At 72.3% G+C, this 24,347-nt stretch carries 20 protein-coding genes; 11 read left to right on the top strand and 9 right to left on the bottom strand.

All coding sequences use genetic code 11. From position 1 onward, the window contains the following. Positions 1 to 47: 47 nt before the first annotated feature. Positions 48 to 1,529: an APC family permease gene (locus ACZ7MG_RS01955; RefSeq protein ID WP_471385913.1), complete on the bottom strand. Its 1,482-nt coding sequence runs from the start codon at positions 1,527 to 1,529 to the stop codon at positions 48 to 50. 144 nt (positions 1,530 to 1,673) lie between these two features. Here ACZ7MG_RS01955 and ACZ7MG_RS01950 point away from each other — a divergent pair, with 144 nt between their 5' ends. Together ACZ7MG_RS01950 and ACZ7MG_RS01945 are read left to right on the top strand one after the other, a co-directional pair. Continuing rightward, positions 1,674 to 2,291 (top strand): TetR/AcrR family transcriptional regulator C-terminal domain-containing protein, encoded by a 618-nt coding sequence (locus ACZ7MG_RS01950; protein WP_471385916.1) that lies wholly within the window; start codon positions 1,674 to 1,676, stop codon positions 2,289 to 2,291. Positions 2,292 to 2,351: 60 nt separating this feature from the next. Then, positions 2,352 to 4,523 carry a TerD family protein gene (locus ACZ7MG_RS01945; protein WP_471385918.1) on the top strand — a complete coding sequence of 724 codons (2,172 nt, stop codon included), beginning with the start codon at positions 2,352 to 2,354 and terminating at the stop codon, positions 4,521 to 4,523. Between the two features lie 115 nt (positions 4,524 to 4,638). On the opposite strand, the gene ACZ7MG_RS01940 is transcribed toward ACZ7MG_RS01945, so the two are convergent. Further along, a complete protein-coding gene (locus ACZ7MG_RS01940) occupies positions 4,639 to 5,502 on the bottom strand; it encodes a fructosamine kinase family protein (RefSeq protein WP_471385920.1) in 864 nt (287 codons plus the stop codon). Between the two features lie 226 nt (positions 5,503 to 5,728). Here ACZ7MG_RS01940 and ACZ7MG_RS01935 point away from each other — a divergent pair, with 226 nt between their 5' ends. The 7 genes from ACZ7MG_RS01935 (at position 5,729) to ACZ7MG_RS01905 (ending at position 14,099) form a co-directional block, all read left to right on the top strand. Then, a complete protein-coding gene (locus ACZ7MG_RS01935; RefSeq protein WP_471385922.1) occupies positions 5,729 to 7,054 on the top strand; it encodes an ABC transporter substrate-binding protein in 1,326 nt (441 codons plus the stop codon). Beyond that, positions 7,051 to 7,989, top strand: coding sequence for a carbohydrate ABC transporter permease (locus tag ACZ7MG_RS01930; protein ID WP_471385924.1), 939 nt, complete (start codon positions 7,051 to 7,053; stop codon positions 7,987 to 7,989). The genes ACZ7MG_RS01935 and ACZ7MG_RS01930 overlap by 4 nt, the downstream gene beginning before the upstream one ends. Then, positions 7,986 to 8,951 (top strand): carbohydrate ABC transporter permease, encoded by a 966-nt coding sequence (locus ACZ7MG_RS01925; RefSeq protein ID WP_471385926.1) that lies wholly within the window; start codon positions 7,986 to 7,988, stop codon positions 8,949 to 8,951. Before ACZ7MG_RS01930 ends, ACZ7MG_RS01925 begins: the two co-directional genes overlap by 4 nt. A 29-nt stretch (positions 8,952 to 8,980) precedes the next feature. Then, on the top strand, positions 8,981 to 9,889 hold the full coding sequence (locus tag ACZ7MG_RS01920) for a 5-dehydro-4-deoxyglucarate dehydratase (protein WP_471385927.1): 909 nt from the start codon (positions 8,981 to 8,983) through the stop codon (positions 9,887 to 9,889). Continuing rightward, positions 9,886 to 11,166 carry a glucarate dehydratase family protein gene (locus tag ACZ7MG_RS01915; protein WP_471385929.1) on the top strand — a complete coding sequence of 427 codons (1,281 nt, stop codon included), beginning with the start codon at positions 9,886 to 9,888 and terminating at the stop codon, positions 11,164 to 11,166. The genes ACZ7MG_RS01920 and ACZ7MG_RS01915 overlap by 4 nt, the downstream gene beginning before the upstream one ends. Before the next feature lie 444 nt (positions 11,167 to 11,610). Then, positions 11,611 to 13,038, top strand: coding sequence for a family 2B encapsulin nanocompartment shell protein (locus tag ACZ7MG_RS01910; protein ID WP_471385931.1), 1,428 nt, complete (start codon positions 11,611 to 11,613; stop codon positions 13,036 to 13,038). After that, positions 13,035 to 14,099, top strand: a complete 1,065-nt coding sequence (locus tag ACZ7MG_RS01905; RefSeq protein WP_471385933.1) for a family 2 encapsulin nanocompartment cargo protein terpene cyclase — start codon at positions 13,035 to 13,037, stop codon at positions 14,097 to 14,099. The genes ACZ7MG_RS01910 and ACZ7MG_RS01905 overlap by 4 nt, the downstream gene beginning before the upstream one ends. A gap of 13 nt (positions 14,100 to 14,112) precedes the next feature. Here ACZ7MG_RS01905 and ACZ7MG_RS01900 read toward each other — a convergent pair whose 3' ends face one another. After that, a complete protein-coding gene (locus ACZ7MG_RS01900) occupies positions 14,113 to 15,051 on the bottom strand; it encodes a peptidoglycan-binding domain-containing protein (RefSeq protein WP_471385934.1) in 939 nt (312 codons plus the stop codon). 231 nt (positions 15,052 to 15,282) lie between these two features. On the opposite strand from ACZ7MG_RS01900, the gene ACZ7MG_RS01895 reads away from it, so the two are divergent. Next, positions 15,283 to 16,668 (top strand): RICIN domain-containing protein, encoded by a 1,386-nt coding sequence (locus ACZ7MG_RS01895; RefSeq protein WP_471385936.1) that lies wholly within the window; start codon positions 15,283 to 15,285, stop codon positions 16,666 to 16,668. Here the strand turns inward: ACZ7MG_RS01895 and ACZ7MG_RS01890 are convergent. From ACZ7MG_RS01890 to ACZ7MG_RS01870, 5 genes are all read right to left on the bottom strand, one after another. Further along, positions 16,612 to 16,965 carry a hypothetical protein gene (locus ACZ7MG_RS01890; protein ID WP_471385938.1) on the bottom strand — a complete coding sequence of 118 codons (354 nt, stop codon included), beginning with the start codon at positions 16,963 to 16,965 and terminating at the stop codon, positions 16,612 to 16,614. The genes ACZ7MG_RS01895 and ACZ7MG_RS01890 overlap by 57 nt on opposite strands. 70 nt (positions 16,966 to 17,035) lie before the next feature. Beyond that, positions 17,036 to 18,253, bottom strand: a complete 1,218-nt coding sequence (locus ACZ7MG_RS01885) for an XdhC family protein (protein WP_471385940.1) — start codon at positions 18,251 to 18,253, stop codon at positions 17,036 to 17,038. Continuing rightward, on the bottom strand, positions 18,246 to 20,366 hold the full coding sequence (locus tag ACZ7MG_RS01880; protein ID WP_471385942.1) for a xanthine dehydrogenase family protein molybdopterin-binding subunit: 2,121 nt from the start codon (positions 20,364 to 20,366) through the stop codon (positions 18,246 to 18,248). The genes ACZ7MG_RS01885 and ACZ7MG_RS01880 overlap by 8 nt, the downstream gene beginning before the upstream one ends. Further along, on the bottom strand, positions 20,363 to 21,409 hold the full coding sequence (locus tag ACZ7MG_RS01875; protein WP_471385944.1) for an FAD binding domain-containing protein: 1,047 nt from the start codon (positions 21,407 to 21,409) through the stop codon (positions 20,363 to 20,365). Before ACZ7MG_RS01875 ends, ACZ7MG_RS01880 begins: the two co-directional genes overlap by 4 nt. After that, positions 21,406 to 21,972, bottom strand: a complete 567-nt coding sequence (locus tag ACZ7MG_RS01870) for a (2Fe-2S)-binding protein (protein WP_471385946.1) — start codon at positions 21,970 to 21,972, stop codon at positions 21,406 to 21,408. Before ACZ7MG_RS01870 ends, ACZ7MG_RS01875 begins: the two co-directional genes overlap by 4 nt. Positions 21,973 to 22,182: 210 nt before the next feature. Between ACZ7MG_RS01870 and ACZ7MG_RS01865 the strand changes: the two genes are divergently transcribed. After that, entirely contained in the window at positions 22,183 to 22,764 is a 582-nt protein-coding gene (locus ACZ7MG_RS01865) for a TetR/AcrR family transcriptional regulator (RefSeq protein ID WP_471385948.1), read from the top strand. Between the two features lie 19 nt (positions 22,765 to 22,783). Here the strand turns inward: ACZ7MG_RS01865 and ACZ7MG_RS01860 are convergent, their stop codons facing one another. Next, the gene (locus ACZ7MG_RS01860) at positions 22,784 to 24,268 is read right to left on the bottom strand and encodes an MFS transporter (protein WP_471385950.1); all 1,485 of its coding nucleotides are present in this window, start codon (positions 24,266 to 24,268) and stop codon (positions 22,784 to 22,786) included. Between the last annotated feature and the right edge of the window lie 79 nt (positions 24,269 to 24,347).

Raw genomic sequence — 24,347 nt, 5'->3', positions numbered from 1 at the left:
GCGCTCGTCGGCCGGGGGCCGAGGGTGATCGGCGCCCGGGGACGGCGTCAGTCGCCGGGGTCGGCCGGCGGTTCGGCGGCGAAGTTCGCGTACACCTCGGGCCGGGCCCGGCGCAGCCACCACGCGAGGACGAGACCGATGACGAGGACGGCCGGGACGAGGGCGGCGAGGAAGGTGTTGACGGTCGTGGAGGCGCCGGTGAACTGGTCGAGGTGGGTGACGACCAGGGCGATGGCGCCGGTCAGGAGTACCGCCGCGACGACGGGGGCGGCGACCGTGCGCAGGGCGCCCTCGGTGTGGGTGACGCGCCGGAAGTAGAAGGGCACGGCGAGCGCGGCGAGCAGTTGCAGCAGCATCAGGGCGAGCATGCCGGGGGTGTTCACCCACAGCAGCAGCTGCATGTACGGGTCGGCGCCGGCCGCGGCGAAGGCGAGGACGACGATCGCGCCGAGGACGGTCTGGGCGAGGCCGGCGACGTACGGGGAGCGGTGGCGGGGGTGGACGCGGGCCAGGGCCTTGGGGAGGATCCCCTCCTCCGCGAGGGCGAGGCCGTAGCGGTTGATGGCGTTGTGGAAGGCGAGCAGGGAGGCGAGGACGCTGGTGACGATGAGGATGCGCATCAGGTCGGCCGCCCAGGGGCCCACGAACGTGGTGATGGCGGAGAAGAACAGGTCGGCGGGGTTGGCGCCGGCCGCCGCGATGACCTGGGCGTCGCCGAAGGCCTGGATCACGGTCCACACGATGAAGGCGTAGAACAGGCCGAGGAAGCCGATGGCGAGGTAGGTGGCGCGGGGCACCGTACGGGCCGGGTCGCGGGCCTCGCGGCGGTAGATGACGGTCGACTCGAAGCCGGTGAACGCGGCGAACGCGAAGGCCAGGACGGCGACCATGCCGGAGACCATGACGTTGCCGGGGGCGAAGGAGGCGAGGGAGAGGCCGTCGGCGCCGCCCTTGATCAGCACTCCCCCGGCGAGCAGGACGAGGATGCCGGTCTCGGCGACGAGCAGGACGCCGAGGAGTTTGGCGCCGAAGTCGATGGACCGGTAGCCCGCCCAGCCGATGAGCAGCAGGCCGACGAGGGAGACGGGCAGCCAGGGGATGTCCGTGCCGAACAGGGCGCCGGCGGTGTCGCGGGCGGCGGTGCCGAGGAGGCCGTAGACGCCGATCTCCATGCCGTTGTAGCCGATGAGCGCGAGGAGCGCGGCGCCGATGCCGGCCCGGCGGCCGAGGCCGCGGGTGATGTACGCGTAGAAGGCGCCGGCGCTGCGGACATGGCGGCTCATGGTGGTGAAGCCGACGGCGAAGACGGCGAGTGTGAGCCCGGCGAGGAGATAGCCGACGGGGGCGCCGATGCCGCCCATCAGGATCGCGAGCGGGGCGACGCCGGCCATCACGGTGAGCGGGGCGGCGGCGGAGACGACGAAGAAGGCGATGTCGGTGGTGCCGAGCGTGCCGGTGCGCAGGGACGGGGCCGGGGAGGCCGCGTTCCGGGCCGGGCCGGCGGCGGTCGCGTCGGGGGTGACAGTCATGAGGGAAAGCCCTTCTGGCTGCGGGCAGGGACGAGGATACCGGGCCGTGCGGGGTGACCTGAGCCCGTAAACCTAAAGGCTTTCGGTTTTCGCAATGTAGCCTTCACCTGGACTACTGGGAAGACCCCGGAGGGGACGGACACCATGGGACGGCCGCGCACCCCCCTGCTCGACAGGGAGCGCATCACCACCACAGCGCTGGAACTCCTCGATGAGCAGGGCGAGTTCAGCGTTCCGCAGATCGCCCGGCGGCTCGGGGTGCAGACCGGCTCGGTGTACCACCATGTGGACGGCCGGGACGGCATCGTGGAGCTGCTGCGGGAGCGGGTGGCGGCGGGCATCGACGTCTCGGCCCTCGATCTGCGCCCCTGGGACGAGGCCCTGGAGGCCTGGGCCCGCTCCTACCGCGCCGCCTTCGCCGCCCACCCCCGGGCCATCCCGCTGCTGATGACCTCCCCGGTACGGGCCCCGCGCGTCCTCGAACAGTACGAGCGGGCCGTCACCCTGCTCCTCGACGCGGGCTTCCCCCTCCCGGACGTGATGCCGGTACTGGTCGCCCTGGAGAACGTCGTCCTGGGCTCGGCTCTGGACCTCGCCGCCCCCGTGGCGATGTGGGAGATCACCGACGAGTCGGCGACACCCCGGCTGGCCCGGGCGCTGGACGCGGTGGGCGCCGGGCGCGCGGACGCGGCCTTCGAGGTCGCCCTCGCCGGGTTCCTCGCGCATGCGCGGCGCGGGCTGGAGGCGCACGTACAGGTGTAGGCGCGGGGGGAGCGGAAAACCCCTGTGCGTCGCATCGCACACCTCTGCGATCATCCCGGAATGGCGCAGAATCCCGAATCGCTGGTCCTCCGGCACACTCATCGTCTTCCCGCCCCCAGGGGGTCGGCGGGGGAAGGTGCCACCGTGGCGCGGCAGTTCGACACCGCGCTGATGTCGGTGGGCTTCAAGCTGTCGACGGATCTGCTGGCGCGCCTGTCGGGGCTGTCCGAGGCCGCGGTCGTGCACACCGCCACGCGGACGCTGCGCACCGTGCGCGAGATGGTGGGCGACCACGTCCGGCACAACTCCTACTTCATCGACTTCCCGGCCAATGTGCCGGAGACGGAGGAGTTCTGGATGCGGTGCGTCGCCCAGGCGCTGAGCGACGACACGACCCGGGCCGCCACGATCGCCCAGGTGGTGCGGGGCGTGGTGGACCTGCTCACCCTCCCGAGGTACGGCAGGTACCAGCACACGTACGACGACATGCTGGCCGCCCACGACGAGCTGATCGCCTCGGCCGGCGACCGGGTGACCGTGCTGCACCTCGGCCGCGAGCTGGACGACGAGCTGACCGCCCTGTATCTGGCCCTGGCGGGCAGCACGACCCCGCTGGGCGAGGAGCACCTCGGGGACCTCAAGGTGCTCGCCGGGCGGTGCGCGCTCGGTCCGCAGCCGGAGCGGATCCCGGTGCGGGAGAACCGGGCGGTCGTCAACGAGGCCCGGCTCGGCGTGGGCGCGGACCTGCTCCTGGACACCGTCACCGATGTGCTGCGGCTGGCCTGCGCGCTGTCCGGCGGTGATGTGACCCTCCAGGAGCCGACCCGGTTCCGGAAGCTGTCGCGGCCGGTGCGCCGGGGGCTGCTCGCGGGCCTCGACGCCGTGGTCGCGGCGAACCCGGCGAAGCTCGCCGATGTGCACGCGCACCGGGAGCCGTTCAAGCGGCTCGGTGAGCGGCTGCACCCGCACGAGTACCCGCGCTGGCCGCACGCCGCCGAGGTGTTCGCCGTCGCCCGGGGCGAGCAGGAGGCGCGGTCCTTCGACAGCCGGGTCGAGCAGCTGCTCGACGCGTTCGACGTCGTCGGGGCGGCGACCCTGCTGACGTCCGCTCCCGGCAAGCTGTTCCGTGCCCTGGACCTGCTGCTGCGCATCGCCGCCGACCAGGCGGAGCGGGACGCGGTGGTGGCCGCGGCGGTGGAGGCCGCGCCGCAGGTCTCCGGCCGGGTCGTGCTCGCGGTGCGCGAGCACTTCCACAACCGGGTGCGGGAGAGCGGTGAACTCCGGGTCTTCGTCAACCGCCGGGGCCGTGCCTGGGTGACCCCCGACTTCCGGCCGTCGGTGCCGGACGCGGACCGCGACCGGCTGATCGCCGCCCTCGACGCCGAGCTGCGCGGCCGGCTCCCGGTGCCGGACCGGCTGCTGCTCGACCCCGACGTGCTGGACGTGGCGCTGCCGCTGAGCGGCCGGGCGACCGCGGCCGGGCTCGGTGTGCTGCCGCGCGGTTCGGTCTCCGAGGTCGACGGCGAGCGCCTGCGCTTCTTCGTGTACTGGAAGGAGACCGAGCACCGCACCGACTACGACCTGTCGGCGCTGCTCCTGCACTCCGACTACAGCACCGACTCCTGGCTGTCCTACACCTCCCTCACGGCGGTCGGCGGCCGGCACTCGGGCGATGTCACCGAGGCGCCCGAGGGGGCCTCGGAGTTCATCGACCTGACGCTGGAGCGGGTGCGCAGCACGTTCATCGTGCCGCAGGTCAACATCTACGCGGGCGAGGGCTTCGAGGAGGTCGAGGAGTCGTTCTTCGGGTTCATGCTGCGCGACGGCGAGCAGAAGGGCCGGCCGTTCGAACCGCGCACGGTACGGATGAAGTCCGACCTGCGCGGAGTGGGCAGGGTGGCGCTGCCGCTGGCGTTCCGGCGCGGGGACGACGGCCGGTGGCGGGCGAAGTGGCTGCACCTGTATCTGAAGGGCCTCTCGTCGGCCAACCGGGTCGAGGAGAACCAGGCGTCGGTGTCGAAGCTGGTGCGGGCCCTCGTGGAGCGGGAGCAGCTGACGGTGGGCTTCCTGGCCGACCTGATGTGCCGTGACACCACGATCATGGAGCTGTGGGACGGCGGGGCGGTGCCGGACGAGCCCGTGACGTACATCGGTCTCGAACGCCCCGAGGGGCTGCACCCGGACTCCCGGGTCATCACCCTCGAAAATCTGCGCGACCTGATCCCGCACTGAGTGCTAGCGTGGCCGGCGGCGAGGCCATGAAGGGGCTTCCTTCTCATTCACTCCAAATGAAACCGAGTTCCTTCGCTCTCCTCGCCGCCTACGTCGCTCCGGGCGGCGCCCGCGCTCATCGCGCGAGCGCCGCCTGAGCCGTTCGAAGGGCCTGTTCCGCGTAGCCCCGGCCGAAGAGCACGGTGTGCACCAGCAGCGGGAAGAGCTGGTGGAGGCCCACGCGGTCCCGCCGGCCGTCGGCGAGGGGCGCGGCCTGCTCGTAGCCCCGGAGCACCGCGTCGAGGTGGGGGCAGCCGAAGAGGGCCAGCATCGCGAGGTCGGTCTCGCGGTGGCCGCCGTGCGCGGCCGGGTCGATGAGCCGGGCACGGCCGTCGGCGCCCCACAGGACGTTGCCGTTCCAGAGGTCGCCGTGCAGCCGGGCGGGCGGCTCGGCGGGGCCCGCCAGGTCGGGCAGCCGGGCGCAGACCTCCTCGAAGACCGCCGCCTCGGCCGGGCGGACCGTACCGCCGTCGACCGCGGCGCGCAGATACGGCAGGACGCGGTGCTCGGCGTACCAGGCCGGCCAGTCGGGGCCCGGGATGTTCTGCATGGGCGCGCGTCCGATGTACGCCTCCCGTGGGCCGCCGGGCGGCGGGGCGCCGAAGGCGGGCGCGCCCGCGCCGTGCAGGGCGGCCAGGTCGGCGCCGAGTCGGACGGCGGCCTCGGCACTCGGTGCCCCCTGCCGCACCAGGGCGATCACCAGACGGTCGGCGTCATGGCCGTACACCGTGGGCACGGGGACCGTGTCCGTCGCGGCGAGCCAGCGCAGCCCCGCCGCCTCCGCCCGGGCGGCGCCGGGGCCGTCGCCCAGCTTGACCAGGACCGTCCGGCCGTCGTCGAGGGCGACCTCGGTCAGGGTCCCGGAGCGTCGGCGTTCGCCGGTCGCCGTGCGGCCGGTGAGCCGGGCGGCCAGGGCACTCGGTGCCGTGCGGTCGGTCACGGCGGACCACCTCCCGATGTCGTGCGCCGCGGGCTTCCCGTCTCCTGCCCTCGGACGCCTCACAGGATCCCGCAGGGGTCGGGTGTGACGCCCGTGAAATCTCCGCCGCATGTCTTGACATGCGAACGAAACGCTCCGTAGCTTGGCCGATCATTTAGATTCGTGAAGTGAGTTCACGGATATGAACAGCCGGGCGGACGGCCCGGGAGAACAACGGAGTGTGCCCATGGGCGTTCGCCGACGAAGTCGCCGCCTGGCCGCCATGATCACCGTCGCGGGACTCGCGTTCGGTGCGGCGGCCTGCGGATCGGGGTCCGACAGCGCCGGAAGCGGTGACCCGAACACGCTGGAGGTCTGGACCCGGAGCAATCCGGACCCGGCCGCCACGTACGAGCGGGTGTTCGCCGCCTTCACCGAGAAGACCGGCATCAAGATCGACTACCAGCCGGTCATCAACTTCGACCAGCAGCTCCAGAGCCGGGCGTCCACCAAGGACCTCCCCGACGTGATGATCAACGACACGGCACTGATGGGCAGTTACCAGAGCCAGGGCCTGCTCAAGCCGATCGAGCCGGACTCCATCGAGGGCCACGACCAGATCACCGCCAAGACCTGGGCCTCCACCGTGGGCGTCGACGGCGAGCACTACGGCATCCCGTACTCCCGTCAGGCCCAGACCCTGATGATCCGCACGGACTGGCTGAAGAAGCTGGGCCTGAAGGCGCCGACGACCTGGGCGGAGATGCTCAGCGTCGCGAAGGCCTTCGCCGAGCGCGACCCGGACGGCGACGGCAAGAAGGACACCTACGGCATGGTCGTCCCCGGCAGCGCCCAGAACGGCTACGCCGCCTGGTGGGGCGCCAGCTTCCTCTGGTCCGGCGGCGCCAAGATCATCGAGAAGGACGGCACCGGCTACCGCCCCGCCATGGACTCGGCCGCCGCCGTGCGCACCGTCAGCTGGATGAAGGACAACCTCTTCTGCGGTGACAACGGTGTCATCCAGCCCGGCGCCGTCAGCGCCATCACCGGCACCGCCACCAACTTCCAGGACGGCAACGCCGGGATGTACCTCACCGGCCCGTACAACATCGCCACCTACGACACCACGCCCGGCAAGGACACGTACGAGGTGGTCCCCTTCCCGGCGGGCCCGGCCGGGTCCACGGTGCTGGCCGACGGCGAGAACATCTACTTCGGCGCGAAGACCGGCAAGACGAAGCAGGAGCAGGCCCTCGCCGCCTTCCTGATCTCCCCCGAGGGCCAGAAGCTCGCCATGACGGGCAAGAACCAGCCCGTGGTCCGCATCCCCGTCAACGCGACGCTCGACGCGGCCCAGGTACGGGACGACCCGCGCTGGAGCGTCGTACAGAAGGCCTACGAGGACGCCTCCGAGCAGTTCCCCAACGCGCCCGACTTCGCGCCGATCAAGCAGGACACCGCCGACGCCCTCAACGCGGTCTTCACGTACTGCGGCGGCGACGTGCGCTCCAGTCTCAAGGAACTCAACGACACCCTCGCCGGTGACCTCAAGGACCAGGACCTGTTGAAATGACCGCCACCACCGCGACCACCGCGTCCGCCCTCGCGCCCGACCGGCGCAGAGCGCTCCTCAGGCGGGTCTTCGGCAAGAAGGCCGTCCTGCCCTGGCTGTTCCTGGCCCCCGGCCTGCTGCTCGCCCTCGTCTTCAAGTTCCTGCCGATGGGCAAGGGCATCTGGCTCAGCTTCTTCGACGTACGGCCCTTCCTCGGGGACAAGTGGGTCGGCCTCGACAACTACACCCGGGTCCTGACCGACCACCGCTTCCAGGACGCGGTCGGCCACACCCTGCTCCTCGGCATAGGCCAGTCGCTCGGCGCGATCGCCGTCGGCTTCTTCCTGGCCCTGCTCCTGGAGGGCCAGGCCCGCTCGCTGAAGATCATGCGCACGGCCGTCTTCCTGCCGGTCGTCACCGCGACCGCCGTCGTCGGCGAGCTGTGGCGGCTGATGTACTACCCGACCTCCGACGGCCTGGTGAACAGCGCCCTCGGCTTCCTCGGCCTCGGCCCGACCCCGTTCCTCGACAACCCGGACACCGCGCTCTGGGCCACGATGGTGATGGGCATCTGGATGACCGCCCCCTACAACATGGTGATCATCCTCGCCGGACTCGCGGGCGTGGACCGCACGTTGTACGAGGCCGCCGCGATGGATGGCGTCTCGCTGTGGCAGCGGCTGCGGTACGTGACCCTGCCGGCGATCCGGCCGGCCATCGGCATCGTCCTCACCCTGGCCGCCATCCGCGGTCTGCGGGTCTTCACCGAGGTGTACGTCCTCACGGGCGGCGGTCCCGCCGGGTCCACCGAGGTGTGGATGACCCGCGCCTACACCCTCGGCTTCACCCGCAACGACATCGGCGGCGCGTCGGCGGCCTCCGTCGTCCTGCTCGCGGTGACGCTGCTGCTCACCGTCTCCGTCAACTACTTCCGCAAGAGGGGGGACGTGCGATGAGCGCACCGGCCCTCGGCCCGGTCCGGACGCCGTCGTCGTCCGACGAGGCCGTCACATCGAGCACATCGAACGCGAGAACCGGAAGGCAGGCCCGTACGACCCCCGCCCGGTTCGACACCGCGCTCGGCTGGAACGACCGGCCCGGTGCCTCCTGGGTGCTGCGGATCGTGCTCTGCGCGATCGCGCTCGGCGTCTTCGCCGTGCCCTTCCTGACCATCCTCTCCGGCGCCCTGAGCACCCACCCCAGCGGCTCGTCGCTCACGTTCCTCCCGCACGACAGCACCCTGATGAACTTCCGGGTGGCCGGGGAGCGCGGTATCTGGGACTACTTCACCAACTCGCTGGTCATCGCGGGCGGCGGACTGCTGCTCCAGCTCACGGTGTGCGTGCTCGCCGCGTACGCGCTGGCCCGGCACCGGTTCCGGGGCCAGGCGCTGATCATGACCCTGTTCATGCTGACGATGATGCTCCCCGAGGAGGTCATCGCCATCCCGCTGTCCCTGGTCCTCGGCCATGTCCCGGTGGTCGGCATCGATCTGAAGGGCACCGTGTGGGGCGTCATCCTGCCGCTCGGCGCCTGGGGCTTCTCGGTGATGCTGCTGACCGAGTTCATGAAGGACATCCCGACCGAGATCGAGGAGGCCGCGCGCCTCGACGGTGTCGGTGAGCTGCGGATGCTGTGGCAGGTCGTCCTGCCGCTGTGCAAGCCCGCGCTCGGGGTGGCCGGGGTCCTCGGCTTCATCATGATCTGGGACCAGTACCTGCTGCCGCTGATCGCCGCGAAGGACCCCACCGACTACACGGTCACCGTGGCTCTCTCCATCCTGCGCACCGACCCCGAGGTCGGCTCGGGCGTCGTCCTCGCGGGCGCGGTCATCGCGCTCGTGCCCAGCCTCCTCGTCTATCTGCTCCTCCAGCGCTCGCTGGTCGCCGGCATCGCCGCCGGGGCCACGAAGGGCTGACCCCCACCAACCCCGTAATCGAGGGAGACATGAAGTTCCAAGGAGTGCTGTTCTTTCCGGTCACACCGTTCGCCGCGGACGGTTCACTGGACGAGGAACGGCTCGCACAGCACATCGAGGCCGGGGTCGCGGCCGGTGCCGGGGGCGTGTTCGTCGCCTGCGGCACCGGTGAGTTCCACGCGCTGACGACCGAGGAGATCGAGCGGGCCACCCGGGTCGCCGTGGCGGTGACGGCCGGGCGGGTGCCCGTGCTGGCCGCCGCCGGAGGCCCGGCCCCGGTCGCCCGCGACCAGGCCGCCCGGATCGAACGCGCCGGCGCCGACGGCATCCTGCTGCTGCCGCCCTATCTGGTGAGCGCACCGCAGCGGGGCCTGGTGCGGTACGTCGAGGAGGTCACCGGGGCCACCGCGCTGCCGGTGGTCTTCTACCAGCGCGGCACGGCCCGGCTCACCGCCGACACCGCCGCCGAGATCGCCGCCCTGCCCGGGGTCGTCGGCCTCAAGGACGGCATCGGGGACATCGAGCGGATGCACCGCGTCGTCCGCGCGGTACGGGCCGTGCCGGGCACGGACGACTTCCAGTTCTTCAACGGGCTGCCCACCGCCGAGATGACCGCGCCCGCCTACCAGGGCATCGGCGTCGGCCTGTACTCCTCCGCCGTGTTCGCCTTCGCCCCCGAGATCGCCCTCGCCTTCCACCGGGCGCTCGCCGAGGGCGACGAAGGTCTGGTGGCCACACTGCTCGACGAGTTCTACGGCCCGCTGGTCGCCCTGCGCGACGAGGTCCCCGGGTACGCGGTGGCGCTGGTCAAGGCCGGGGTGACCCTGCGCGGCCTGGACGTCGGCGGCGTACGGGCCCCGCTCGTCGACCCGACGCCGGAGCATGTGGCCCGGCTCGCCACGCTGATCGGCCACGGTCTGGAGGTGGTGGGCGCGTGACCCCGAACGGCACCGGCAACCCGGGCACCCACGGCACCCGGATCCGGGAGCTGATCGTCACCCCGATCGCCTTCCGCGACCCGCCGCTGCTCAACTCCAACGGCGTCCACGAGCCCCTCGCCCTGCGGACGATCCTCCAACTCGTCCTGGAGGACGGCACGGTGGGGCTCGGCGAGTCGACCGGCGGCACCGTCCGGCTGGAGCGGCTCGACGCCGCCGCGAAGGCCGTGGTCGGACTGGACGTCTTCGACACCACCGCCGTCACGGCCGCGATCGACACCGTGCTGCGGCCGACCGTGCCCAGTTCCCACGAGCGCGGCTGGACCACCTCGGCGGTCGAGGTCGCCTGCCTCGACGCGCAGGGCAAGCTCCTCGGCCGCCCGGTCAGCGATCTGCTCGGCGGCCGGGTCCGCGACACCGTGCCCTTCGCCGCGTACCTCTTCTACAAGTGGGCCGAACACCCCGCGCTCGACGGCCGCCCTGCGGTCCGGGACGACTGGGGCGAGGCCCTGGACCCGGCCGGCGTCGTCGAACAGGCGCGGCTGATGCAACAGCGGTACGGATTCCGGTCGTTCAAGCTGAAGGGCGGTGTCTTCCCGCCGGACGAGGAGATCGCCGCGATCCGGGCACTGGCGGAGGCCTTCCCCGGGCAGCCGCTGCGACTGGACCCCAACACCGCCTGGACGGTGGAGACCTCGACGTATGTGGCCCGCCAACTGGACGGCGTACTGGAGTACTTGGAGGATCCGACCGCGACCATCCCCGGGATGGCGGAGGTGGCGAAGGAGTCGCCGATGCCGCTCGCCACCAATATGTGCGTGGTCGCCTGGGAGCATCTGAGGCCGGCGGTCGAGCAGGACGCGATCCAGGTGCTGCTGACCGACCACCACTACTGGGGCGGGCTGCGCCGCACCCGTGAACTGGCCGCCGTCTGCGAGGCGTTCGGGCTGGCGCTGTCCATGCACTCCAACTCGCACCTGGGCATCAGTCTGGCCGCGATGACCCATGTGGCGTCGGCCATCCCCAACCTCGACCACTCCTGCGACACGCACTACCCGTGGAACTCGGCGGACGACGTGATCGTGCCGGGCGTGCTGGAGATCCGGGACGGGGCGGTCGCGGTGCCGACCGGACCCGGGCTGGGCGTGGAGCTGGACCACGACGCCCTCGAACGGCTGCACAGGCTGTACGTCGACTCGGGGATGCGGTCCCGGGACGACACCGGGTACATGCGCCGGATCCAGCCGGGGTACGAGCTGCGGCTGCCGCGCTGGTGAGCCACGGGTGACCGCCGGCCGGTGAATCACCGCTGATCAGGGGCCGCCTCCGGGCGGCCCCTTCGGCGTGCGTGGCCCACCGTGCGCCTTCCGCGCCCTCCGCGCTTTCCGCGCCGGTCGCGGGAGGCGAACGCGGGGCGCGCGGGCACACGGCGGCCGCAGGTCTGCCTCGTTCGGTGGTTTCCGCATCCTTGGGACGCGAAGTCGCCCCTTTCACGCGGTGCCCGACCGGCCGCCCCGCCTGTTTGGCTGTGTCTGCGACACGTTCCGCCCATCCGCACATGTCGCCCCACAGCCGCCTTCCGGCGGCCGTCGCCTCGGAATCCGCCCACGACCACGTCGTAAGCGCGCCACCCGAGTTCCGCGCCCCCGCAGTGGACGACGTCCGTCTCCGGACGCGTCCCCGCATGTCCGCGCATCCGCGCCCACCGATCGGGAGGGAATGTGACCGCCCCCGTCAACTCCGCCGAAAGCGCACCGGAACCAGCCGACGAACCGCAGTTCACCAGCCTCAGCACCCAGGCCGCGCGGCAGCTCGCGACGACCACCAAGTCCGAACCGCAGATGCAGGCCATCACCTCACGGTGGCTGCTGAAGACGCTCCCGTGGGTGGACGTCAAGGGCGGAACCTACCGGGTCAACCGCCGGCTCCAACTGCGGATCGGCCGGGGCCGGGTGCAGTTCGACCAGAACGGCGCCGACGACGTCAAGGTCATCCCGCAGACGCTCACCGAACTGCCGGCGCTGCGCGGCTACGCCGACCTCGCGGCCCTCAGGGAGATCTCCGCGAAGTTCCGGGTGCGGGAGGTGCGCGCCGGCCAGGTGCTGGTGGACGCCGGGCAGCCGGTGACCGAGGCGTATCTCGTGGTCCACGGCCGGTTCACGCGGTACACCACCGGCAAGTACGGCGAGGAAGAGGTCCTCGGCGTCATCAGCGACGGTGACGGGCTGGGCGACGAGGCCATCGGGCACGCCGACCCGCTGTGGCTCAGCTCGGTGCGGGCCGACACGGCCGGGGTGGTGCTGGCGCTCAACTGGGACGTGCTGATGGCGTTCGTGGAGCGCACACCGTCCCTCGCGGCGCAGTTCGAGGCGTTCGTCGAGCGGCAGCGCAAGCCGATGAACCGCAAGGGCGAGGCCGATGTTCCCCTGGAGGCGGGGCACGTGGGCGAGTTGACGCTGCCCGGTGGCTTCGTCGACTACGACCTCGCGCCGCGCGAGTACGAACTCTCCCTCACCCAGACGGTGTTGCGTGTCCACACCCGGGTCGCGGACCTCTACAACCACCCGATGAACCAGACGGAGCAGCAACTCCGGCTGACCATCGAGGAGATCCGCGAACGCCAGGAGTGGGAGCTGGTCAACAACCGCGAGTTCGGGCTGCTGCACAACATCGACTACGGGCAGCGCATCAGCACCTTCTCCGGGCCGCCGACCCCGGACGACATGGACGAACTCCTCTCCATGCGCCGCAAGACCCGCCTGTACCTGGCCCATCCGAAGGCGATCGCTGCGTTCTTCCGGCAGTGCAACCGGCGCGGTCTGGTGCCCGGCACGGTGAACGTCGACGGGCACGAGATGCCCGCGTGGCGCGGGGTGCCGCTCTTCCCGTGCAGCAAGATCCCGATCACCCCGCAGCACACCACCAGCATCATCGCGCTGCGCACCGGCGAGAAGGACCAGGGCGTCGTGGGGCTGCGCCAGACGGGCATCCCCGAGGAGTTCGAGCCGTCGCTGAACGTGCGGTTCATGGGCATCGACACCACCGCGATCATGAGCTATCTGGTCACCGCCTACTACTCGATGGCCGTGCTGGTGCCCGACGCCGCCGGAATCCTGGAGAACGTACAGATCGGCTGGATGCCGGAATGAGCGAGCCGTCGGTGGCCGACGCGCCGCCCCGGACCCGGCTGCCGGGGCCGCCCGGCCTCGCCCGTACCCGGCGGGACCGGCGCGGTGGCGCGGTCCCCGGGCTGCGCCACCGGCCCGCCGTGCCCGCCGACCCGGCGAAGGTCGCGGAGGTCGACCGGAGGCTGGAGGAGTGGGCGGAGCGGCTGGAGCTGTTCCCCCGGGAGTGGAGCGGGCAGTTCGCGCGCTTCGGGCTGGGCCGGGCGATCGTACTGGCGCATCCGGGCGGCGTCGGCCTCGAACACCTCACCGCCGCCGGGAAGTTGCTGCTCGCCGAGCATCTGGTCGACAACCTCTACTGCGAGGTCGACGAGGGCAAGGGCGGTTCGCCGCGCGGTCTCGGGGCCCGGCTGCTGATGGCCCAGTCGGCGCTCGACCCGCTGCACAGCACCCCCGCGACGGAGGAGCGCTGGGGCCACGGCGTACGGGCCGACGGTCCGCTGCGGTCGTACCACCACGCGCTGCGCGACTACGCCGCCCTCGCCACCCCCAGCCAGGTCGACCGGCTCGTGCACGATCTCGCCCGGCTGCATCTGGGGTATCTCGGCGAGGCCGCCTGGGCCGAGGCCGGTCACCTGCCACAGGTGTGGGAGTACCTGGTGATGCGGCAGTTCAACAACTTCCGGCCCTGTCTGGCGGTCGTCGACGCCGTGGACGGCTGGGAGCTGCCGGAGGCCCTCTACGCCCGGCCCGAGGTCCAGCGGATCACCGCGCTGGCCGGGAACGCGGCCACGATCGTCAACGACCTGTACTCCTTCGCCAGGGAGATGGCGAACGACCCCGACCACCTCAACCTGCCCAAGGTGATCGCCGCCAACGAGCGGTGCGGGCTGAAGGCCGCCTATCTGCAGGCCGTGGAGATCCACAACCGGATCATGGACGCGTTCGAGGAGGAGTCCACGGCCCTGTCCGCCACCTGCCCGCTCACCGGGCGCTACGCCACCGGGCTCGCCGCCTGGGTGGCCGGCAACCACGAGTGGCACGCCACCCACACCGAGCGCTACAGCCTGCCCGACTACTGGTGACGCCGGGCGGGCGTCAGGGCTCCGACGTCTCGGCTTCGAGCGAGGCGCGGGTGGCTTCGCCGTAGACGCCGGACTCGTCCTCCAGGAGGACGCGGGTCAGCTGGTAGCCGCGGACGGCGCTCTGGACCTCGCGGTCGTAGTCGCCGTCGGCCTCGCCGTTGTAGAAGCCGATCTGGGCCAGGCGGAGCTGGAGTTCGGTGACCTCGGCGCCCTGGTCGCCGAGGTCCAGGACGGGGGGCCGTCCGGCGGACTGGGTCGGCGCGGGGGCCGCCGTGGCCGTGGCGTCGCTGTCGGACGGGGTCCTGGTCGGGGTGGTGGAGCGGGTGGGGGTGGCCCGGCTCTCGGTCGGGGTCGCCTCCGGCGAGGGGGACGCGGTCCGCGACGGCGAGGCCGATGAGGTGGTGGTGGAGGAGGAGGGGGTCACCGTCGACGACGCCGTCCGCGCTCCGGCCGCCGCCTCGGGGAGGTCCGCCCGGATGTCGCCGGGGCCCGAACCGTCCCGTGTGGGCGCCTCGTACGAGAAGAATCCGCCGGTGACCCCTCCGATCACCAGGACAGCCGCCAGGGCGACGCCCGCCCCGGCGGCCAGCGCGGCTCGACCGTGCCGACGGCCGCCGTCGGCGCGGTCGGCCGCATGTGGTGCGTCGCCCAGAAGCTGTTCGTCGGCCGCGAACCGCTCGTCGAGGGCGCGGGCCGTGGCGACGGGCGCCGCTGTCGCCACGTCCGGCTCGTCCTCGGGCTCCTCCAGGCTGTCGGCCGGAGCGGTCTCGCCACCGACCTTTACGAAGGGGCGGATGCGGACCGGATCGAAGTCCTCCGCGGCCTCGGCCTGGGCCGTGCGGTCGTCCCGGTGAGCGTCCGACGCGAGGCGCCCGCAGGCGCAGGCGGGGGTGCCGTCCGTCGCCCGGGGCGTGCCGCACTGCGGGCAGACGGGGGCTGTCGGTTCACTCACGTGCGGTCTCTCTTCGAACGGATTCCAGAGTTTAATCAGATCTTCTGCACAGAATCCCCAAGACTTGCTTGAATCTCAAACCGTTCTCGGCCAAGTCCGGTTCGGTGACGACGAGTTCGGCTCACAAGGTCTTCATGTGCCGGGGCTGGTGCGCGACCCGGTGCGCGGTGTGTCATGCCTCTGACATCAACCCGCCGCCGTGCCCCGGCGCGCCGGAGTGGAAGGACCCCCGTGAGCCTGACCCGTCCCCGACCCCGTACCCGCCGCCGTACCCGCGCCCTGTGCACGGTCACCGCGCTCGCCCTCGGCGCACCCCTCGCGCTGTCCGGCCCCGCCGCCGCGGCGGTCCCGACGTACTCGGTCTATCTGCAGAACTCCGTCACCGGCCTCAACGCGGCGGACAGCGGCGGTACGGTCGCCGCGCACAACCCCAAGGGCAACGAGGACCACCAGCAGTGGACGCCGGTCGCCGTCGGCGGCGGCCACCAGCTGCGCAACCTCGACGAGTCGGGGATCTGTCTGGGGCGCAGCGGCACCTCGGCGGTGACCACGACCTGCGGCGCGGACGGCACCACGTGGACGATCACCGAGGCCGCGAACAGCACCTACACCATCGAGGTGCCCGGGACCTCGCAGTATCTGACGGGCTCGTCCTCCGACTCCGCGCTCGTACAGCTCGGGTCGAGCGGTGACTACGCCCGCTGGTACCTCACGCCGGTCGGTTACGCCACGTCGGCCATGCCGTCCGCCGACACCCGCACCCTCGACCAGGTCGCCTTCCTCACCTCGCACAACGCCTACGCCAACGGTGTCGACGGCAACTTCGCCTCGTTCCCGGTCAGTCTCTTCCCCAACCAGGCGCGCGGGGTGAGTCAACAACTCACGGACGGCGTACGGGGCTTCATGCTGGACGCCTACACCGTGTCGGGGCAGGCCGTGCTCTGCCACAACAGCTGTGACGGGGTGAGCAGCCCGGTTCCGCTCGCCACCGACCTCAAGCGCATGGTCGACTTCCTCAAGGCCAACCCCGGTCAGTTCGTCACCGTCTTCCTGGAGGACTACACCGCCTCCGACGTGCTGAAGTCGTCGCTGGCGTCCGTGAGCGGGCTGTCGGACGTGCTGTACCGGCCGGACCAGGAGGGCGTGGCGACGAGCGGCTGGCCGACGATGGCGGATCTCGCCGCCCGGGGCAAGCAGTTGCTGGTCTTCAGCGACCGCACCCGCGCGAGCGACGTCTCCGCCGGCTACGCCACCCGCAACACCTTCGGGGTGATGTACCAGCGCGAGTGGACGGTGGAGAACTACTGGTCGATGGGCGGCGGGCTCGGCGGCTCCGACTGGTCCTGCTACAGCCGTTGGGGCACGAGCCGCCCGCTCACCACGGACTCGGCCGCCTTCCACCCGCTGTTCGTGATGAACCACTTCCGCGACTACACGATCAGTGGCACGGCCGAGACGGACAACGCCAAGCTGGGCAACCGCGCGCAGAACTTCTGCACCCCGGCCGCGCGCAAGAAGCCCAACTACCTCGCCGTGGACCGCTACGAGCTGGGCTCGCCGTCACCGCTCACCACCGTGAGCAGCCTCAACACGTACGTCCTCACGCCCGGCCAGTAGCCGAAGCCCCGCCCGGCGGCCGTGCGCCGACGACCGCCGGGCGAGATGCCCGACCGCCCTGCGGGGCGCTGTACGGATGCTCCGCAGGACGGGCAGCTGGCTCCGGGAGAGCTTCGCGCGCTCCCCGCCGCCCGCGATCAGCGCGTTGACCGACGCCATCGGGTCGGCGCCGGCCGACCGGGCCACCAGCGCGCCGACCACCAGCGGCAGGAGCGCCACCGCGAGGGCCGAACCGGTGGCGGTGGCCGTGGCGGTGACATTGCGGCGGGGGCGCGGGCGCGAGGGGTGCGTGTCCATGACGACAGTGCACCAGCGGCGCCCGGCACCGGGCATCCGGCCGCGTACTCAGCCGCCCCGGCCGACGTACTCAGGCCGCCACCACGGCCCCGCGCTCCCCCGACTCCAACACCCCAGGCTCCGGCTCCCCTTCCGCCGGCTCCCCCGCGTCCCGGTGGATCGGTGTCCCCGATCCGGTCAGCGGGACGCCCGTGCCGCCGCGCCGGGCCGCGACGATCTCCGCCGCGATCGACAGGGCGGTCTCCTCGGGCGTACGGGCGCCGAGGTCGAGCCCGATCGGGGACCTGAGGCGGGCCAGCTCCCGGTCGGTGAGGCCGGCTTCGCGCAGCCGCCGGTCGCGGTCGGCGTGGGTGCGGCGGGAGCCCATCGCCCCCACGAACGCGACCGGCGTCCGCAGCGCCGCCGTCAGCAGCGGGATGTCGAACTTGGCGTCGTGGGTGAGCACGCAGAGCACCGTGCGGGTGTCGGTCGCGGTCCGGCGGAGATAGCGGTGGGGCCAGTCCACGACCAGTTCGTCGGCGTCCGGGAAGCGGGCCCGGGTGGCGAAGACCGGGCGCGCGTCGCACACGGTGACGTGGTAGCCGAGGAACCTGCCCGCGCGCACCAGGGCCGCCGCGAAGTCGATCGCCCCGAACACGATCATGCGGGGCGGCGGCACCCTCGTCTCCACGAGGAGGGTGACCCCGCCGGGGCAGTGCGCCCCGTCCGCGGACAGCTCGACCGTGCCCGTGCGGCCGCCGTCCAGCATGGCCCGCGCCTCGGCGGCGGCCGTCCGGTCCAGCCCGGGGTGTCCGCCGAGACCGCCCTCGTACGCGGAGGCGCCCGCCGGCTCTCGCGGACGGTCGTCTTCGGCCCGTACGAGCAGGGCGTGCCCGAGGAGTTCGGCCGGGCCCCGGACGACCCGGGCGACGGCCGTCGGCTCACCCTCGGCGGCGGCCGCGAGCGCGGCGCCCAGGACCGCCCCGGCCGGTGATCCGGCGGTGACGGGCGTGACCAGGATGTCGATGACACCGCCGCAGGTCAGACCGACGGCGAACGCGTCCTCGTCGCTGTAGCCGAAGCGCTGCAGGACGGTCTCGCCGTCCTCCAGGGCCTGCCGGCACAGCTCGTACACCGCGCCCTCGACGCACCCGCCGGAGACCGAACCGATCGCCGTACCCTCACGGGAGACGGCGAGGGCCGCGCCGGGGCCGCGCGGGGCGCTGCCGCTCACCGCGACGACGGTGGCGACGGCGAAGTCCCGGCCTTCCCGCGCCCACACGCTCAGTTCGGCGGCCAGGTCAAGCATCCCGGCCCGCCGTCAGCACGCGGTCGGGGCGGATCGGCAGCCGGCGGTGGCGGACGCCGGTGGCGTGCCAGACCGCGTTGGCGACGGCCGCCGCCGCGCCCACGATGCCGATCTCGCCGATGCCCTTGATGCCCACGGGGTCGTCCGGGTCGGGATCGTCCACCCAGTCCGCCTCGACCACGGGCACGTCGGCGTGCGCGGCCACGTGGTAGCCGGCGAGGTCGGCGCCGTAGTGGCCGCCGGACGCCCGGTCGCGTACCGCCTCCTCGTGCAGGGCCATGGAGATGCCCCAGATCATGCCGCCGACGAGCTGGTTGCGGGCGGTGAGCGGGTTGACGATCCGGCCCGCCGCGAAGACGCCGAGCATGCGGCGTACGCGTACCTCGCCGGTGGCGGGGTCCACGGCGACCTCGGCGAACTGGGCGCCGTAGGAGTGGCGTTCCTTCTGGGCGAGGGCGCCGAGGGCGGCGGTGGTGTCCGAGCGGACGGTGAGGCCCCCCGGCGGGACGTCCTCGCCGGGGGCGAGGCGCTGCCGCAGTTCACCGGCCGCGAGGGTGACCGCCCAGGCCCAGGAGCGGGTGCCCATGGAGCCGCCGGCGATCATGGCCGGGCCGAGGTCGCTGTCCCCGAGCCGTACCCGGATCCGGTCCGGTACGACCTCCAGGGCGTCGGCGGCGACCAGGGTGAGCGCGGTACGGGCGCCGGTCCCGATGTCGGCGGCGTTGATCCCCACGGTGAAGGTGCCGTCGGCCTCGGCGGTCACGGCCGCCGTGGACGGTCCGGCGCCCGCGCCGAAGGAGGCGGCGGCCGTGCCGGTGCCGAGCAGCCAGCGGCCGTCGCGGCGTACTCCGGGGCGCGGGTCGCGGTCGGCCCAGCCGAAGCGGCGGGCGCCCTCGCGGAAGCAGGCGCGCAGATTGCGGCCGGCGAACTCCAGGCCGGAGACGGGTCCCCGTTCGGGTTCGTTGCGGACCCGCAGCTCGATCGGGTCGAGGCCCAGTTTCTCGGCGAGTTCGTCGACCGCCGACTCCAGGGCGAACGAGCCCGGCGCCTCGCCCGGCGCCCGCATGAACGTCGGGGTCGGTACGTCCAGCCGTACGACCTTGTTGACCGTGTGGTGGGCGTCGGCGCCGTACATCACCCGGGCCGGTCCGGCGCCGGACTCGACGAACTCGTGGACGGTGGAGGTGAGGCTCTGGGAGGTGTGCTCCAGGGCGCGGAGCCGTCCGTCGGGGCCGGCGCCGAGGCGGACCCGCTGGGTGGTGGGGCTGCGGTAGCCGGCCAGGGAGAACATCTGACGCCGGGTCATGACGACCCGGACCGGGCGCTGGAGGACGGTCGCGGCCATGACGGCGGCGACCTGGTGGGCGCGGACGCCCTTGCTGCCGAACCCGCCGCCGACATGCTCGGAGCGCACCCGTACGGAGGCGGGGTCGAGGGAGAACAGGTTGGCGAGTTCACCGGCGACCCACATGGTGCTCTGGTTGGAGTCGAAGACGTCGAGCCGGCCCCCGTCCCAGCGGACCGTCACGGCGTGCGGCTCCATGGGGTTGTGGTGTTCCTCGGGGGTGGTGTACTCGGCGTCCACGACGGCGGCGGACGCGGCGAGTTCGGCCTCCAGGTCACCCTGCTCGATCGCCGCCGGACCGAAGGCGCCCGCGGGGTACGCGTCCGGGTGCCCGGCGGTGAACGCGACGTCGTGCGGCTCCTGTTCGTAGTGCACGACCAGGGCCTCGGCGGCCTCCCGGGCCTGTTCGGAGGTCTCGGCGACGACCAGGGCGACCGGCCAGCCCAGGTGCGGCACCCGGTCGTGCTGGAAGACGGCGGTGGTCGGGTCGGGTTTCATGCCCATGAGGCCCGTGTAGTCGGTCTCCACGCGCGGGGCGTTCTCATGGGTCAGCACGGCGAGCACGCCCGGCATCCCGAGCGCGTCGGCGGTCTCGATGGCGCGGATCCGGCCGCGTGCCACGGTGGAGAGCGCCAGCCAGCCGTGGACGAGTCCGGTGAAGGGGATCTCGCCGGCGTAGCGGGCGGCTCCGGTGACCTTGTCACGGCCCTCGACACGGGTGTGCGCGGTGCCGACGGCCTGCTGGTGCGCCGTGGGGGCGGTGGTCATCGGGTGGCCTCCCCGGGGTCGGAGGTGGGTTCGGACGCGGATTCCGAGGTTTCGGAGGTGGGGTCGGCGGTGAGTTCGGACAGGACGGCCACCACGAGGTTGCGCAGGAGAGTCACCTTGTAGGCGTTGTGCGGCAGCGGCTTCGCGTCCGCCAGTTCGGCGTCGGCGGCGGCCGCGAAGGTCCCGGCGTCGGCCGGGGCGCCGGTCAGCACGCGTTCGGCGGCGTAGGCCCGCCACGGCCGGGAGGCGACCGCCCCGAAGGCGAGCCGCGCCTCGCGGACGACGTCGTCGCGGACGTCGAGCGCGGCGGCGATCGAGCCGATGGCGAAGGCGTACGAGGCGCGCTCGCGGACCTTGCGGTAGCGGGAGTGCGCGGCGACCGGCGCGGGCGGCAGGGTGACGCCGGTGATCAGGGCGCCCGGCGGCAGGGCCGTCTCGATGTGCGGGGTGTCGCCGACCGGGAGGTAGAAGTCGGCGAAGGGCAGCTCGCCCGGCCCGTCGGCCGTCTCGTACGACACGACGGCGTCGAAGGCCGCCAGCGCCACGCCCATGTCGGAGGGGTGGGTGGCCACACAGTGCCCGGAGGCACCCAGGATCGCGTGGTTGTGGTGCTCGCCCTCGATCGCGGGGCAACCGCTGCCGGGGGCCCGCTTGTTGCAGGGCTTGGTGACATCGGCGAAGTAGCCGCAGCGGGTGCGCTGGAGGAGGTTGCCGCCGACGGTGGCCATGTTGCGCAGCTGCCCGGAGGCGCCGGCCAGGACCGCCTGGGTCAACGCCGGGTAGCGGCGCCGGACTTCGGGGTGGGCGGCGAGATCGCTGTTGGTGACGGTCGCGCCGATCCGCAGGCCGCCGTCCGCGGTCGGCTCGATCCCGTCGAGCGGGAGTTCACGGACGTCGACGAGCCGGGCGGGCCGTTCGACGCCGGTCTTCATCAGGTCGACGAGGTTGGTGCCGCCGCCGAGGAAGCGGGCCTCGGGGTCGGCGCCGAGCAGGGCGACCGCGCCGGAGACGTCGTGGGCCCGCTGGTAGTCGAACTCCCTCACGCCACGGCCTCCTTGGCCTTCGCGGTGCTGTCAGCGGCGGCGCGGGCGACGGCCTCGACGATCGACACATAGGCGCCGCAGCGGCACAGGTTGCCGCTCATCCGCTCCCGGATCTCCTCGGCGCTCAGCGGTGGCGGCGCCGCCTGGGGACGGACGTCGCCGGTGACGGCGCTGGGCCAGCCCGCAGCGTGCTCCTCGATCACGGCGATCGCCGAGCAGATCTGCCCCGGTGTGCAGTAGCCGCACTGGAAGCCGTCCAGATCGAGGAACGCCTGCTGCACCGGGTGGAGTTCGTCCCCGTCGGCGACGCCCTCGATGGTGGTGATGTCCCGCCCCTCGGCCGCCACGGCCAGTTGGAGGCAGGACACGTGGCGACGGCCGTCGACGAGGACGGTGCAGGCACCGCACTGCCCCTGGTCGCAGCCCTTCTTGGTGCCGGTCATGTCGAGCCGCTCGCGCAGGGCGTCGAGCAGGGTGGTGCGGTGGTCGACGGAGAGCGTGTGCTTCTCGCCGTTGATGGTCAGGGTGATGGCGCTGTACGTCGAGGAGGTGGCTGGGGACATGATCAGCCTTCTTTCGCGTATCCGGGGCATGTCGAAGGGACCCGCTCCGGCAGGCGGTCGAGTCGGGAACGGGGACAGCCGGGGGTGCCGGCGCCGGGCGCGCCGAGGCTACGATGAAACAACCGGACAGCTGTCCTCTCCGGGAAAACGTATTGGACAGTTGTCCGCTTAGCAAGTGCGGGTTTCGGCCAGGACCCGGGAGGAGGCCGTGTGCGGCAGAGGAAAAGCGCCGAGCTGCGCTCGGACGCACAGCGGAACCGCGCGCGCATCCTGGAGGTCGCCCTGGTCGAGCTGACGCGCCGCGCGGACGTCCCCCTGAGCCGGATCGCCAGGAAGGCGTGCGTCGGACAGGGCACGTTCTACCGCCACTTCCCCACCCGGGAGGCCCTCGTCCTGGAGCTCTACCGGCACGAGACGCGGCAGGTCGCCGACTCCGCCGCCGAGTTGCTCGCCGGCCATGAGCCGGACCGGGCGCTGCGCGCGTGGATGGACGACCTCGCCCGGTTCGCCATCACCAAGGCGGGCCTCGCGGACGCGATCCGCCAGGCCACCTGTGGCTCCGACAGCCCCGACAGGCCGGGGCACGCCCCGGTGACCGAGGCCGCCGAACTCCTGCTCCGCGCGGGCGAGAAGGCCGGAACCATCCGCCCCGGCGTCACCACGGACGACTTCTTCCTCGCCATCGCCGGCCTCTGGCAGCTCGACCCCCAGGACTGGCGGCCCCGCGCCACCCGCCTCCTCGACCTCGTCATGGCCGGCCTGCGGGCCGGGCCGCCGCCCACGGCGAAGTGACACCGCCGGCCCGCCGACGTCAGCCCGGGCCCGGGCCGGCGCCGTCGCCCTTCAGCCGCTCCAGGTCCGAGGGGCGGACCTGGATGGCCAGTACGGCGATCAGGGCGGCGACGACGGTGAAGATGGCGGCCATCACGAAGGCGGCCGAGACGCCCGCGGTGAGGACCTCGTGGGACCAGGGCGGCGGAAGCTGCCCGGTGCGTTCGAACTCCAGGCGCTCGGCGGGGGTCGCCTGGGACAGGAAGTCCGGGACCTGGTCCTCCGCCTCGTTGGTGCTGGCCGTGCCGTACATCGTGACGAGGATGGAGAGGCCGAGCGAACCGCCCACCTGCTGGGTGGCGTTGAGGAGGCCGGAGGCCGCGCCGGTCTCCGGGGTGGGGACGTTGGAGAGCGCCATCAGGGTCAGCGCCACGAACTCCATGCCCATACCGAGGCTGAAGACGAGCATCGGGCCGAGGACGCTGCCGGCGTAGGTGGAGTGGATGTCGGTCAGCGTCAGCCAGGCGAGCCCGGCCGCGGACAGGATCGCGCCCACCACCATGAAGGGTTTGGGCCCGTAGGTGGGCAGGAACTTCGAGGCCAGTCCGGCGCCGACCGCGATCACCGCGCTGACCGGCAGGAAGGCGAGTCCGGCCTGCAGCGGGCTGAAGTCCAGCACGTTCTGCACGAACAGGGTCAGGAAGAAGAACATGCCGAAGATCGCGGCGGCGAGGCACAGCATGATGCCGTAGGTGCCCGCCCGGTTGCGGTCACGGAACATGTGCAGCGGCGTGATCGGCTGCTTGGACCGCCGTTCGACCAGGACGAACAGGGCGAGGAAGGCGACGGCCCCGGCGAACGAGGCCAGCGTCAGCCCGTCCCGCCAGCCTTCCTGCGCGGCCCGGATGAAGCCGTACACCAGGAGCACCATGCCGAGGGTGGAGGTCAGCGCGCCGGTGATGTCGAAGTGGCCCGGGTGGCGTTCGGACTCCCTGATCCAGCGGGGGGTGGCCAGCACGATCAGCAGTCCGATCGGCACGTTGACGAACAGCACCCAGCGCCAGTTCAGCCACTCCACGAGGACACCGCCGGCGAGCAGCCCGATCGCGCCGCCGCCCGCCGAGACCGCCGCGAACACCCCGAACGCCCGGTTGCGCTCGGGCCCTTCGCGGAACGTCGTACTGATCAGCGCGAGGGACGTCGGGGACGCGATGGCGCCGCCGACGCCCTGGAGGGCCCGGGCGGCGAGGAGTTGGCCCGCGTTCTGGGCGAGACCGCCGAGCAGCGAGGCCAGCACGAACAGCAGCACACCGAAGATGAACACCCGCCGCCGGCCGAGGATGTCCCCGGCCCGCCCGCCCAGCAGCAACAGCCCGCCGAACGTCAGCGTGTACGCGTTGACCACCCACGCCAGGCTCGTCGTCGAGAAGTCCAGCGACTGCTGGATGTCCGGCAGCGCGATGTTCACGATGGTGATGTCCAGCACCACCATCAACTGACAGGACGCGATGACGAACAGCGCCATCGCACTCCCACCACCACCTGATTCCGAGGTGGTGGTGCGCACTGAGGAAGTCGGCTGCGGATTGCTCATGGCGTATCGC

It is taken from the genome of Streptomyces sp. NPDC107538 (assembly GCF_055657445.1).
This window is presented reverse-complemented; position numbering and strand designations above follow the sequence as displayed.

Excerpts from the sequence above, each read along its gene's own strand:
- ACZ7MG_RS01955 (WP_471385913.1), bottom strand. The coding sequence starts at position 1,529 with ATGACTGTCACCCCCGACGCGACCGCCGCCGGCCCGGCCCGGAACGCG.
- ACZ7MG_RS01950 (WP_471385916.1), top strand. The coding sequence starts at position 1,674 with ATGGGACGGCCGCGCACCCCCCTGCTCGACAGGGAGCGCATCACCACC.
- ACZ7MG_RS01945 (WP_471385918.1), top strand. The coding sequence starts at position 2,352 with ATGGCGCAGAATCCCGAATCGCTGGTCCTCCGGCACACTCATCGTCTT.
- ACZ7MG_RS01935 (WP_471385922.1), top strand. The coding sequence starts at position 5,729 with ATGGGCGTTCGCCGACGAAGTCGCCGCCTGGCCGCCATGATCACCGTC.
- ACZ7MG_RS01930 (WP_471385924.1), top strand. The coding sequence starts at position 7,051 with ATGACCGCCACCACCGCGACCACCGCGTCCGCCCTCGCGCCCGACCGG.
- ACZ7MG_RS01925 (WP_471385926.1), top strand. The coding sequence starts at position 7,986 with ATGAGCGCACCGGCCCTCGGCCCGGTCCGGACGCCGTCGTCGTCCGAC.
- ACZ7MG_RS01920 (WP_471385927.1), top strand. The coding sequence starts at position 8,981 with ATGAAGTTCCAAGGAGTGCTGTTCTTTCCGGTCACACCGTTCGCCGCG.
- ACZ7MG_RS01905 (WP_471385933.1), top strand. The coding sequence starts at position 13,035 with ATGAGCGAGCCGTCGGTGGCCGACGCGCCGCCCCGGACCCGGCTGCCG.
- ACZ7MG_RS01890 (WP_471385938.1), bottom strand. The coding sequence starts at position 16,965 with ATGGACACGCACCCCTCGCGCCCGCGCCCCCGCCGCAATGTCACCGCC.
- ACZ7MG_RS01885 (WP_471385940.1), bottom strand. The coding sequence starts at position 18,253 with ATGCTTGACCTGGCCGCCGAACTGAGCGTGTGGGCGCGGGAAGGCCGG.
- ACZ7MG_RS01880 (WP_471385942.1), bottom strand. The coding sequence starts at position 20,366 with ATGACCACCGCCCCCACGGCGCACCAGCAGGCCGTCGGCACCGCGCAC.
- ACZ7MG_RS01870 (WP_471385946.1), bottom strand. The coding sequence starts at position 21,972 with ATGTCCCCAGCCACCTCCTCGACGTACAGCGCCATCACCCTGACCATC.
- ACZ7MG_RS01860 (WP_471385950.1), bottom strand. The coding sequence starts at position 24,268 with ATGGCGCTGTTCGTCATCGCGTCCTGTCAGTTGATGGTGGTGCTGGAC.